Source organism: Streptomyces thermocarboxydovorans, from assembly GCF_039524635.1.
GTDB classification, from domain to species: Bacteria; Actinomycetota; Actinomycetes; order Streptomycetales; family Streptomycetaceae; genus Streptomyces; species Streptomyces thermocarboxydovorans.
The window spans coordinates 77,360-89,597 of record NZ_BAAAGU010000005.1 but is presented as its reverse complement, the minus strand read 5'-3'; the positions used below and the strand labels follow the sequence as shown (position 1 = coordinate 89,597).

General features: G+C 71.5%; 12 protein-coding genes. 11 read left to right on the top strand and 1 reads right to left on the bottom strand.

Features of this window, described 5'->3' with window-relative positions; translation table 11 throughout:
* The first annotated feature begins 10 nt into the window (after positions 1-10).
* The 11 genes from ABD198_RS03540 to ABD198_RS03490 all read left to right on the top strand — a co-directional run bounded on the left by ABD198_RS03540 (position 11) and on the right by ABD198_RS03490 (position 11,163).
* Positions 11-304: a hypothetical protein gene (locus ABD198_RS03540; protein ID WP_343997822.1), complete on the top strand. Its 294-nt coding sequence runs from the start codon at positions 11-13 to the stop codon at positions 302-304.
* Between the two features lie 129 nt (positions 305-433).
* Positions 434-628: a hypothetical protein gene (locus ABD198_RS03535; RefSeq protein ID WP_343997821.1), complete on the top strand. Its 195-nt coding sequence runs from the start codon at positions 434-436 to the stop codon at positions 626-628.
* Between the two features lie 282 nt (positions 629-910).
* Positions 911-1,192, top strand: a complete 282-nt coding sequence (tatA, locus tag ABD198_RS03530; protein ID WP_167990480.1) for a Sec-independent protein translocase subunit TatA — start codon at positions 911-913, stop codon at positions 1,190-1,192.
* 47 nt (positions 1,193-1,239) lie between these two features.
* A complete protein-coding gene (gene tatC / locus ABD198_RS03525; protein WP_343997820.1) occupies positions 1,240-2,178 on the top strand; it encodes a twin-arginine translocase subunit TatC in 939 nt (312 codons plus the stop codon).
* Between the two features lie 31 nt (positions 2,179-2,209).
* A complete protein-coding gene (locus ABD198_RS03520; protein WP_343997819.1) occupies positions 2,210-3,100 on the top strand; it encodes a diacylglycerol kinase in 891 nt (296 codons plus the stop codon).
* Between the two features lie 99 nt (positions 3,101-3,199).
* Positions 3,200-6,010, top strand: coding sequence for a DEAD/DEAH box helicase (locus tag ABD198_RS03515; RefSeq protein ID WP_343997818.1), 2,811 nt, complete (start codon positions 3,200-3,202; stop codon positions 6,008-6,010).
* Positions 6,011-6,443: 433 nt separating this feature from the next.
* Positions 6,444-8,063 (top strand): sensor histidine kinase, encoded by a 1,620-nt coding sequence (locus ABD198_RS03510; RefSeq protein WP_343997816.1) that lies wholly within the window; start codon positions 6,444-6,446, stop codon positions 8,061-8,063.
* Positions 8,060-8,467, top strand: a complete 408-nt coding sequence (locus ABD198_RS03505; RefSeq protein ID WP_343997815.1) for a roadblock/LC7 domain-containing protein — start codon at positions 8,060-8,062, stop codon at positions 8,465-8,467. The genes ABD198_RS03510 and ABD198_RS03505 overlap by 4 nt, the downstream gene beginning before the upstream one ends.
* Positions 8,464-8,865, top strand: a complete 402-nt coding sequence (locus tag ABD198_RS03500) for a DUF742 domain-containing protein (RefSeq protein WP_343997814.1) — start codon at positions 8,464-8,466, stop codon at positions 8,863-8,865. The genes ABD198_RS03505 and ABD198_RS03500 overlap by 4 nt, the downstream gene beginning before the upstream one ends.
* A complete protein-coding gene (locus tag ABD198_RS03495; protein WP_343997813.1) occupies positions 8,846-9,466 on the top strand; it encodes a GTP-binding protein in 621 nt (206 codons plus the stop codon). The genes ABD198_RS03500 and ABD198_RS03495 overlap by 20 nt, the downstream gene beginning before the upstream one ends.
* Before the next feature lie 62 nt (positions 9,467-9,528).
* The gene (locus ABD198_RS03490) at positions 9,529-11,163 is read left to right on the top strand and encodes a cytochrome P450 (RefSeq protein ID WP_343997812.1); all 1,635 of its coding nucleotides are present in this window, start codon (positions 9,529-9,531) and stop codon (positions 11,161-11,163) included.
* Here the strand turns inward: ABD198_RS03490 and ABD198_RS03485 are convergent.
* Complete coding sequence (locus ABD198_RS03485) at positions 11,157-12,170, bottom strand: RluA family pseudouridine synthase (RefSeq protein WP_425580404.1); 1,014 nt, start codon at positions 12,168-12,170, stop codon at positions 11,157-11,159. The two genes, ABD198_RS03490 and ABD198_RS03485, sit on opposite strands and share 7 nt — an antisense overlap.
* Between the last annotated feature and the right edge of the window lie 68 nt (positions 12,171-12,238).

Sequence of the window (12,238 nt, the reverse complement as noted above, 5' to 3'; positions counted from 1 at the left end):
AGCGAGGGCTTTGAGCGAGTCGGCGACGTCTGGAGCGCGGGGGATGACGGTGGCGTCCGCTTTCGCCGGGATGCGGAACGCGGCCCCGGTGATGTTCCGGGCGGGCTGCCCGGACTGCCGGGGGCGGTTCGAGCTCTCCGCGAGCGCGCTGCGGCTGGCGATAGGGGCCAGCAGCCGCACCACCTTCTACTCCTTCACCTGCCCCGACTGCGGGGCGGCCGTGCGCAAGCCGGCGGGGGAGCGGATCGTGGAGCTGCTCACCGGCGGCGGTGTCCGCACGCTGCGGCTGCACTCGACCGTGTAGGGCCTGTCCTCCGGCCAGGACGAGCGGCGTCCGAGTCCCGCGCAGGACGTGCGGCGTCCGAGCCCCGTGGCGATGCCCGCGGCGAGGCCCTCGGCACGGCCGGTGCCCGGCACGGTCTAGGCTCGCCTCATGTTCTGGCCGATGCTCGCGGTTGCTCTGGGTTTTCTGGGACTGGTGGTCCTGGGGGTGTTCGCCGTCCGGGTGTTCCTGGAGGCCGAGCGGCTCGGCAGACAGGTCTCCGAGTCCGCGCGCCGGATCAGCCGCGCCGCGGAGGACCTGGAGCGGGCGGCCGCCGGTGCGGCCCGGTCCGCCGAGGCACTCTGAGTGCACCCTTCGTATGCCCTCGGTGTGCGTCCGGTACATCCTCGGTACGGCTTGCACCGCTTCGCCCTGTCACCTCGCCGCCGCCGACAGGTACGCTGCTGAGGCGGCCCGGAGAACGAGGCCCGGTCCGCGGACGGGAGTGCGTACGGGGGATGCACGGGGATTGCCTCGCGTTCACCCCCGAGAGTTACGATCGCTGCACAACACGATCGATCGGACAGTTGTCCGGCCGGTCGGACAGCACCGCCACCCCCAGCAGCCTCGGTGAGAAGGTAAAGACTTATGTTCGGAAAGCTCGGAGCCCCCGAGATCATTCTCATCCTCGTCGTCATCATCCTGCTGTTTGGCGCGAAGAAGCTTCCGGACATGGCGCGGTCGCTCGGCAAGTCCGCGCGCATCCTCAAGAGCGAGGCCAAGGCGATGAAGGAGGACAAGTCCTCCGCCCCGGCCGACCCGCCGAACCCGGGTGAGCAGCCCCCGGCGCAGCGCACCATCCAGGCCGCCCCCGGCGACGTCACCAGCTCCCGGCCGGTGACGGAGCCGACGGACACGACCAAGCGCTGACGCAGGGCCGGTGAGAACCGGCCCGCCGCACGAGATGGGAACGTGGGTTGCTCAAGTCTGCCCGCAAGCAGGAGAAGGATCCCGAAGGGCGGATGCCCCTCGCGGAACACCTCCGTGAGCTCCGCAACCGGCTCGCGAAGGCGCTGGTGGCCATCGTCCTGGTGACGGTCGTCGCGGCCTTCTTCTACAACGACATCATCAACTTCTTCACCGAGCCGATCCTCAGAGCGGTCGGGTGCCAGCAGTCCTTCGAGGAACTGGCCAAGCTCGACGAGGAAACCCGCTGCGCCCGGATCACCATCAACGGTCTGCTCACCCCCTTCACGCTGGCGCTGAAGGTCTCCCTGATGGCCGGTGTGGTGCTGGCCTCACCGGTCTGGCTCTACCAGCTGTGGGCCTTCGTCGCCCCGGGGCTGCACCGGCACGAGAAGAAGTACGCCTACGCCTTCGTCGCCACCGGCGTCCCGCTCTTCGTCGGCGGCGCCTACTTCGCGTACCGGGTGCTGCCGACCACCGCCAAGGTGCTGATCGAGTTCACGCCGTTCGGCGTGGACAACCTGCTGCCGCTGGACGACCTGCTCGACCTGGTCACGCGCATGGTCGTGGTCTTCGGCCTCTCCTTCGAGCTGCCGCTGCTGCTGATCATGCTGAACTTCACCGGGACGCTCAGCGGCAAGCGCATGCTCGGCTGGTGGCGCGGCATGATCCTGAGCATCACGCTCTTCGCGGCGATCGCCACGCCGAGCACCGACCCGCTGACCATGCTGGCGCTGGCCGGCCCGATCTGGGTGCTGTACTTCGGCGCGGTCGCCGTCGCCCTGCTCAACGACCGGCGCAGGCGCCGTATCGAGGCCATGGGGCCCGGCGACGACGAGGCCTCCGAGCTGGACCTCACGCCCGAGCCGATCGACCCGGTCGAGCCCGTGGCCGCGCTGCCCGAGCAGACCAGCAAGGACCGGGTCAACGGTTATGACGACGTGACCTGACGGACCGGCCGCACCTCGTATGGTCACTGGCGTGACCAGCGAGATCACCCTCTTCGTCAACCCCACCGCCGGACGCGGCCGGGGCGCCCGCGCGGCGCAGCCGGCCGCCGCCGCGTTCCGGGCCGCCGGATTCTCCGTGCGCACCGTCCTCGGCGACAACCCCGAGGACGCCCTCGACCAGGCGCGCAAGGCCGTCGACCAGGGCACCGGTGCGCTGATCGCCGTCGGCGGCGACGGCATGGCGCACCTGGCCCTGCAGGCCGTGGTCGGCACCGGCACCCCCTTCGGTCTGATCGCCGCCGGGACCGGCAACGACTTCGCGCGGGCCCTCGGGCTGCCGCTGCGGGACCCGGCCGCGGCCGGCCGGATGACCGCCGATGCCCTGAAGTGCGGCCGGGTGCGCGACATCGACCTCGGCCGGGTCGGCGACCGCTGGTTCGGTGCGGTGCTCGCCTCCGGCTTCGACTCCCGTGTCAACGACCGCGGCAACCGGATGCGGCTGCCGCTCGGCCGCTACAAGTACGACGTGGCGATGGTCGCCGAGCTGGCCGCCTTCCGGCCCCTGCCGTACCGGATCACGCTGGACGGCGGCGAGGTGCGCGAGCTGGAGGCGACCCTGGTCGCCGTCGGCAACGGCCCCTCCTACGGCGGCGGCATGCGGATATGCCCCGGCGCCGACCTCACCGACGGGCTCTTCGACATCACCGTGGTCGGCGAGTGCAGCCGGGCCACGCTGCTGCGGGTGTTCCCCAGGGTCTACCGGGGCACCCACGTCGACCACCCTGTGGTCACCGTCCTGCGCGCCTCGTCCGTCGAACTGGCCGCCGACAACGTCACCGCCTACGCCGACGGCGAGCCCGTGGGCCCGCTCCCCGTGACCGCCCGCTGCGTCCCGGCAGCAGTGCGGGTGGTCGGCCCCTGAGCTGTGGGGGCCTGAGCTGCGCAAACCCGGGGGCCGGCAAGGGGTGATCACGTTAATGATCGTCCTGTTGTCGGTGCGGACCGGTACGCTCGAAGGACGATGACTCAGGACCTCTCACCGGCCGAGCGGTACGCGGCAGCACGCAGGCGCGCTGCCGAGCAGGCCACCGCGCTCGCCTCCTTCCGCGAGATGTACGACTTCGGCCTCGACCCCTTCCAGATCGAGGCCTGCAAGGCTCTCGAGGCGGGCAAGGGAGTGCTGGTGGCGGCCCCCACCGGCTCCGGCAAGACGATCGTCGGCGAGTTCGCCGTCCACCTGGCCCTGAAGCAGGGCAAGAAGTGCTTCTACACCACGCCGATCAAGGCGCTGTCCAACCAGAAGTACGCCGACCTGTGCCGCCGTTACGGCGCGGAGAAGGTCGGCCTCCTCACCGGCGACAACAGCGTCAACTCCGAGGCGCCGGTGGTCGTGATGACCACCGAGGTGCTGCGGAACATGCTGTACGCCGGTTCCCAGACACTCCTCGGCCTCGGCTATGTGGTGATGGACGAGGTGCACTACCTCTCCGACCGCTTCCGCGGCGCAGTCTGGGAGGAAGTGATCATCCACCTCCCCGAGTCGGTGACCCTGGTGTCGCTGTCGGCGACGGTGTCCAACGCGGAGGAGTTCGGTGACTGGCTGGACACGGTCCGCGGCGACACCGAGGTGATCGTCTCCGAGCACCGGCCCGTGCCGCTGTTCCAGCACGTGCTGGCCGGACGCCGGATATACGACCTGTTCGAGGAGGGGGAGGGACAGCGCAAGGCTGTCAACCCGGACCTGCTGCGCATGGCGCGCCTGGAGGCGAGCCGCCCGTCCCTCAACGACCGCAGACGCAGCCGCGCCCTGCGCGACGCCGACCGCGAGCGGGAGCGGCGGCAGCGCTCGCGCGTGTGGACGCCGAGCCGGCCGGAGGTCATCGAGCGGCTCGACGCCGAGGGCCTGCTGCCCGCGATCACCTTCATCTTCAGCCGGGCCGCCTGCGAGGCCGCCGTCCAGCAGTGCCTGTACGCCGGTCTGCGGCTCAACGACGAGGCGGCACGCGCCGAGGTCCGTGCCCTGGTCGAGGAGCGCACCGCCTCCATCCCGCCCGAGGACCTGCACGTGCTCGGCTACTACGAGTGGCTGGAGGGACTGGAGCGGGGCATCGCGGCCCACCACGCGGGCATGCTGCCGACGTTCAAGGAGGTCGTCGAGGAGCTGTTCGTGCGCGGCCTGGTCAAGGCCGTGTTCGCCACCGAGACCCTCGCCCTCGGCATCAACATGCCCGCCCGCTCGGTGGTGCTGGAGAAGCTGGTCAAGTGGAACGGCGAGCAGCACGCCGACATCACGCCCGGCGAGTACACCCAGCTCACCGGCCGGGCCGGCCGGCGCGGCATCGATGTCGAGGGACACGCGGTGGTGCTGTGGCAGCGCGGCATGAACCCCGAGCACCTCGCCGGTCTCGCCGGCACCCGCACCTATCCGCTCCGCTCCAGCTTCAAGCCGTCGTACAACATGGCGGTCAACCTGGTCGAGCAGTTCGGCCGGCACCGCTCCCGTGAGCTGCTGGAGACGTCGTTCGCGCAGTTCCAGGCGGACAAGTCGGTGGTCGGCATCTCACGGCAGGTGCAGCGCAACGAGGAGGGCCTGGCCGGCTACAAGGCCTCCATGACCTGCCACCTCGGCGACTTCGAGGAGTACGCCCGGCTGCGCCGCGAGCTGAAGGACCGGGAGACGGAGCTGGCCCGGCAGGGCGCCGCCCAGCGCCGCGCCGAGGCGGCCGTCGCGCTGGAGAAGCTCCGGCCCGGCGACGTGATCCACGTCCCCACCGGCAAGTACGCGGGCCTGGCGCTGGTCCTGGACCCGGGACTGCCGGCGGGCCGCACCAACGGCCACCGCGGCCTGGAGTACCACGACGGCCCGCGCCCGCTGGTGCTCACCGCCGAGCGGCAGGTCAAGCGGCTGGCCTCGGTGGACTTCCCGGTGCCGGTCGAGCCGCTGGAGCGGATGCGGATCCCGAAGTCGTTCAACCCGCGCTCACCGCAGTCCCGTCGCGACCTCGCCTCGGCGCTGCGCACCAAGGCCGGGCGCATCCCGCCGGAGCGGCACCGCAAGCGCCGCTCCCAGGCGGCGGACGACCGGGAGATCGCCCGGCTGCGCAAGGCGATCCGGGCCCACCCCTGCCACGGCTGCAACGACCGCGAGGACCACGCCCGCTGGGCCGAGCGCTACCACCGGCTGCTGCGCGACACCACGCAGCTGGAGCGGCGCATCGAGGGCCGGACGAACACCATCGCCCGCACCTTCGACCGGATCGTCGCGCTGCTGACCGAGATGGACTATCTGCGCGGCGACGAGGTCACCGAGCACGGCAAGCGTCTCGCCCGCCTGTACGGCGAACTCGACCTGCTGGCCAGCGAATGCCTGCGCGAGGGCGTCTGGGAGGGCCTCGCCCCCGCCGAACTCGCCGCCTGCGTCTCGGCCCTGGTGTACGAGGCGAGGGTCGGCGACGACGCGCTGGCGCCCAGGCTGCCGTCCGGCCGGGCCAAGGCGGCGCTCGGCGAGATGGTCCGCATCTGGGGCCGGCTCGATGCCCTGGAGGAGGAGTTCCGCATCAGCCAGACCGAGGGCGTGGGCCAGCGCGAGCCCGACCTCGGCTTCGCCTGGGCCGCCTACATGTGGGCCTCGGGCAAGGGACTGGACGAGGTGCTGCGCGAGGCGGAGATGCCGGCCGGCGACTTCGTGCGCTGGTGCAAGCAGGTCATCGACGTCCTCGGCCAGATCGCTGCCGCCGCACCCGCGGTCGAGGGCTCCACGGTCGCCAAGACCGCCCGCAAGGCGGTCGACCAGCTGCTGCGCGGGGTGGTGGCCTACTCCTCCGTGGGCTGACTCCAACGTGGGTGACTCCTCCGTGGGCTGACCCCCGCCCGACCCCCGAAAGCCCGGCGTGCTCCGTGCGCGCCGGGCTTTCGCATCCCGTGCGCCCCCCGCCGGGTGCATCACCGCCCTCCCGCCTGGAAAGTCTCAATGAGCCGCCCGCCGAGGGCCCCTGCTCACTCCTTACGGTGAGTGATTTTCGTACGCGCGTACGCCGTGACGGTTCGTGTTCGAACGCTGGCACAGCGTGTAAATGACCCGAGGGTACTCCTGTCCCGGGCTCCGTTTCAGGCACTTGCTGAATATGACTCGGCGATGATCCGGTCGGACTAAGCTCGCCCGCAGCGCACCGAGTTGGGGTGAATTCGTGCGCTTGTTCCCCGATGTGCCAGTTCCGACCTGCTAGTTCCCCGAACCATCAGCCGACTTGTTTCAGAGGGCCCACATGGCGAGTGACCAACTTCCTTATGCGCGCGTGCTGTTGCTGCCGGCCATACTGATGGCCGCGGCGACCGGAGCCGCCGTCGCCCTGGTGACGGAGCCCGCCCGGATCGCCGTCGGAGTCTGTGGTGCCGTCGCCACCCTGCTCGTGACCGTCGCGTCGGCCGAGGCCGCACGCCGCGGTCGGGTGCTGCGCAACGCCCGAGCCGAGTTCGAGCGTCACCGTGCGTATCTGGAGGCCCGGATCGCCGCCCACGACACGGAGACGAAGCACTTCACCGACGAGGTGCTGCCGGCCGCGCTCGACCACATGCACCGCGGCAACGAGGTCCCGGAGGTGCTGCGCGCCCTGCCCCGGCTCAACCCGGCCTGGCAGCACCTGCCGCAGTACCAGCTCGACCTGCTGCAGACGGTGCTGTCCATCATCGACTACGAGGAGACACTGCGGGACTCCAACCAGCGCTCCTTCGTCAGCATCGCCCGCCGCGTCCAGTCCATCGTCCACCAGCAGGCCGAGGAACTGCGGGAGATGGAGGAGGACCACGGCCGCAACCCCGAGGTCTTCGACGACCTGCTGCGCATCGACCACGGCAACGCGCTGATCGGCCGCCTCGCCGACTCCATCTCCGTCCTCGGCGGCGGTCGCCCCGGACGCCAGTGGCCCCACCCGGTCGCGCTCTACAGCGTGCTGCGCGGCGCCATGTCCCGCATCCTCGAGTACCGGCGCATCGACCTGAAGTCGATCGCCAAGGTCAACGTCAAGGGCATCTGCGTCGAACCGGTCATCCACGCCGTCGCCGAGATCCTCGACAACGCCACCCGCTACTCGCCGCCGCAGACCAAGGTGCACGTCACCGCGATCGAGGTGCAGACCGGCGTCGCCATCGAGATCGAGGACGCCGGCGTCAACTTCGACGAGAAGGCCCGCGCCCGGCTCGAGGGCATGCTGGAGCAGGCCATGGCCGGCAACGACATCCAGGAGATCGGCGCCAACCCCAGGCTCGGCCTCTCCGTGGTGGGCCGGCTCTGCGCCCAGTACAAGATGCAGATCTCCCTGCGGCCCTCCGCCTACGGCGGCATCCGCGCCGTCCTCGTCGTACCGAAGGACATGCTGACCGACGAGCCCGGCGTCGGCCTCGCCCACGGCATCGGCGCCACCTCCGTGCCCCAGCCGGTCGACATGCTCCCCGCCCCCAAGCGCGCCCCCAAGAAGCGCCGCCCCACCAGCCCCCGCATCCCCGCCTCGGTGCCCATGGAGGACGACGTCCCCGAGGTCACCGAGTGGACCTCGAACGGACTGCCGCAGCGCCGCAGCCGGGTCAAGACGCCGATGCACCAGCGCTACGCCGAGAAGGCCGCCGCGGAGCGCGAGGAGCGGGAGGCCGCCGCACGCGGCGAGAAGACCATCTGGTCCAGGGCGGAGCCCACCCCCGAGCCGGAACCCGAGAAGAAGGAGGAGAAGCGCGAGCCCGGTCTGTGGGTCGACGCCTTCTGGGAGGGCCTGAAGGAGGGCCTCGAACCCGGCGTCCACCCCACCGACTTCACCCGTAACCCCACCGCCTACCTGCATCTCATCAACGATCCGGCCCGTACCGAGGCCGACGACGAGGGGGACCTCAAGTGATCCGGCAACGAGCCAACTTCGACTGGATGCTCAAGGAACTCGCCGACGGCGCACCCGGCGTGGAGATGGTCGTGGTGCTCTCGGCCGACGGTCTGCGCCTCGCCCGCTACGGCGGCGACCAGGACGCCGCCGACCGGGTCGCCGCCGCCTGTGCCGGCGTGCAGAGCCTCGCCGGTGCCGTCGCCCAGGAACTGCCCTACAGCGACGGCGAGATGCAGATGGTGCTCATCGAGATCAAGGGCGGCTACTTCTACCTCATGGCCGCGGGCGACAACGCCTACCTCGCGGTGCTCTCCGACATGACCTGCGAACCCGGCCGCATGGGCGGCATGATGCGCGACCTCGTGGTCCGCATCGGCGCCCATCTCACCACCCCGCCCCGAAGGAACGGGCAGGCCGTATGACTCCTCCGCAACGCACACGGCGCACACCGGGGGAGGATCCGCCTCCCCGGTCCGCCGAGACGCAGAAGGGCCCGAGCAACCCGGAGCGCATCTACGTCGTCGCCGACCCCGAGGGCGAACGGGCCGAACTCGACCTGGTGACACTGATCGTCGCCAAGTCCCCGGACCCGCCGAGCTCCGCCACCCCCGAGCAGGCGGCGCTGCTCCGGCTCTGCTCCGCCCCCCTGTCCGTGGCCGAGCTCTCGGCCTACTTGAACCTGCCGTTCAGCGCGGTGACCGCGCTGCTCACCGAGATGCTGACGGCGGAACTGGTCCAGGCACGCGCCCCGATCGTCCGCCAGGCGCTGCCCGACCGTTCCCTTCTCGAAGCGGTGATGCATGGACTTCAAAGGCTCTGAGACCGTCCCGGGCCCCCGCACCGAGGACCGGCTGCCGCAGACCGCGCAGGCCGCGGCCAAGATCGTGATCGTGGGCGGCTTCGGGGTCGGCAAGACCACCATGGTCGGTTCCGTCAGCGAGATCAGACCGCTGACCACCGAGGAGACCATGACGCAGGCCGGCATCGGCGTCGACGACAACTTCGGGTCCGCGTCCAAGACCGCCACCACCGTGGCCATGGACTTCGGCCGGATCCGCATCACCGAGCAGCTGGTGCTGTATTTGTTCGGCACCCCCGGCCAGGAGCGCTTCTGGTTCCTGTGGAACGGCCTGTTCGAGGGCGCGCTCGGTGCGGTCGTGCTGGTCGACACCCGCCGCCTGGAGGTCAGCTTCGACGTGATGGGCCGGCTGGAGGAGCGCGGCGTGCCGTTCGTCGTCGCCGTCAACACCTTCCCGGACGCGCCCCGTTACCCGGTCCCCGAGCTGCGCACCGCGCTCGACCTGCCCGAGGACGTGCCGATCGTGGAGTGCGACGTGCGGCGCCGCGCCTCCAGCCGGGACGTGCTGCTGACCCTCATGCGGTTCCTGCACTCGCTCGCCATGTCGGGCTCGCTCACCTGACCCGCGTACCCGCCCCCACGCCCGCCTCACTCCCTTCGTCCCTCATTCCCGGAGCGACCACTGTGACGTCAGAAACCCCCTCCCCGACCGGAACGGACGCCTCCAGGCTCACCCCGCCCCCCGGCTGCCCCGCGCACGGGCGGGGGCCCGGGGGGCTGGCCCGGCTGCACGAGTCGGACGACCTGAAGAAGCTGTACGAGGAGCTGCGGGCCGAGCACGGCCCGGTGGCACCCGTGCTGCTCCACGACGACGTGCCCGTGTGGGTCGTCCTCGGCCACGCCGAGAACCTGCACATGGTGAGCACGCCCACGGTCTTCACCCGTGACAGCCGCATCTGGACCCCGCTCCGGGAGGGCATGGTCAAGCCCGACCACCCGCTGATGCCGCACATCGCCTGGCAGCCGATGTGCGCCCACGCCGAGGGCGAGGAGCACACCCGGCTGCGCGGCGCCATCGACTCCGCCGTCGCCACGCTCAACTTCCGCACGCTGCGCCGCCACATCAACCGCAGCACGCAGCGGATCGTCAACACCTTCTGCGAGGTGGGGGAGGCCGAGCTCGTCAGCCAGTACGCCGAGCATCTGCCGATGGCCGTGATGTGCCAGATCCTCGGCATGCCGGACGAGTACAACGACCGGATCGTGCAGGCCGCGCGGGACATGCTGCGGGGCACCGAGACCGCCATCGCCAGCAACGCGTACATCATGGACGCGCTCGGGCGGCTCACCGCCCAGCGCCGGGCGAAGCCGCAGGACGACTTCGCCAGCCACCTCATCACCCACCCGGCCGGGCTCACCGACGACGAGGTCCGCGAGCACCTGAGGGTGGTGCTGATCGCCGCCTACGAGGCCACCGCCAACCTGCTCGCCAATGTGCTGCGCACCGTGCTGATCGACCCGCGCTTCCGCGCCCAGCTCAACGGCGGGCAGATGACCGTGCCGCAGGCGGTGGAGCAGCTGCTGTGGGACGAACCGCCGTTCAGCACGATCTTCGCCTACTTCGCCAAGCAGGACACCGAGCTGGGCGGGCAGCGCATCCGCAAGGGCGACGGTCTGCTGCTCGCGCCGATCGCGGCCAACGTCGACCCGCGCGTGCGGCCGGACCCGACCGCCGACATGATGGGCAACCGCGCCCACCTCGCCTTCTCCGGCGGCCCGCACGAGTGCCCCGGCCAGGACATCGGGCGTGTCATCGCCGAGATCGGTGTGGACGCGCTGCTGATGCGGCTGCCCGACGTGGAGCTGAGCATCGACGAGGAGGAGCTGCGCTACACCGAGTCCATCGCCTCGCGGCACCTGGTGGAGCTGCCGGTGTACTTCACGCCGCGGGAGCAGCAGGACATCAACGAGCGGCCCAACCACGACGCCAAGCCGGACCGGTCGGCCACCAACTGGCACATCGGCGGCCCGGACCCCTTCGCGCCGCCGCACTCGCGTCCCTCGTCGCAGCGGCCCCCGCGGCCGGACGCCCTCGCCGGGCGGCGCACCGCCACGGCCGCCCCGTCCCCGGCGCCCCAGCAGCAGACCGCACCGGCGGCACCGACCGCACCGGCCGCACCGACCGCACCGGCGGCGCCGGCGCAGCCCGCGGCGCCCCAGCCGCCGCTGCTCGTTCCCCCGCCGCCGCCCGCCGCACCGGCCCGGCCGCAGGGCCTGTGGCAGCGGTTCCTGCACTGGTGGCGCGGCGACCTCTACTGACCGGACTGATTGGACTGGCCGGACTGGCCGGACTGACCGGACTGACCGGACTGACCGGAGGCCCAGTCCCGGTAGGAGGCCCAGGCCGCGAGGACCCGGCCACTGCGGAAGCGGTGCCCGGCACCCGTCACCGGGTCGGTGAACTCCAGCGTCCGCGCCAGCAGTTGCAGCGGGCGCCGGAAGTCATCGGCCGGGACGGGGCCGGTCCCCTCCGGGTAGAGGGGGTCGCCGAGGATGGGCACACCCAGGGCGGTCATGTGCACCCGCAGCTGATGGGTCTGGCCGGTGTGCGGCACCAGCCGGTACCGGCCCAGACCGTCCGCGCGGTGCTCCAGCAGGGCGATCTCGCTGACCGCGTTGGGCTCCCCGGCCACCTCACGGGCGGTCAGCACGCCGCGCTCCTTCACGATCCTGCTGCGCACGGTCCGGGGGAGGTCAAGCGCGGGGTCGTACGGCGCGACGGCCTCGTACTCCTTGCGCACCCCGCGGTCACGGAACAGCGTCTGGTAGGCGCCGCGCTCCTCGGGGCGCACGGTGAACAGCACCAGGCCCGCGGTGAGCCGGTCGAGACGGTGCGCGGGGCTGAGCGTGGGGATGCCCAGCTCACGGCGCAGGCGGGCCAGCGCGGTCTCGGCGACATGCCGGCCGCGCGGGGTGGTGGCCAGGAAATGGGGCTTGTCGGCTACGACGATGTGCTCGTCCCGGTGGACGACCTCCAGCGGGAACGGCACCGGCACCTCCTCGGGCAGCTCCCGGTGGAACCAGACGAACAGCCCCGGCTGGTAGGGCGCGTCCGCTCGCACCGGCCGCCCGTCCGCGCCGACGATCAGCCCGGCGTCGAACATCGAGTCGACGACACCCGGTCCGGCCGCGAGACGCTCCACCAGATGCTCCCGCACCGTCCGCCACGCCCCGCCGGCCGGCAGCCGCACCCGCACCGGGTCGACCCCCTCACGCTGCGGGAGCGGAGAGGGCGGAACCACTCGCTTACGCCTCACGACCGCCAAGCCTACGAGCAGCCGCCCGCCCCGAGCCCGGCGCGCCGGCGCGCCGGCCGTCAGGGCTCCTGCGCCTC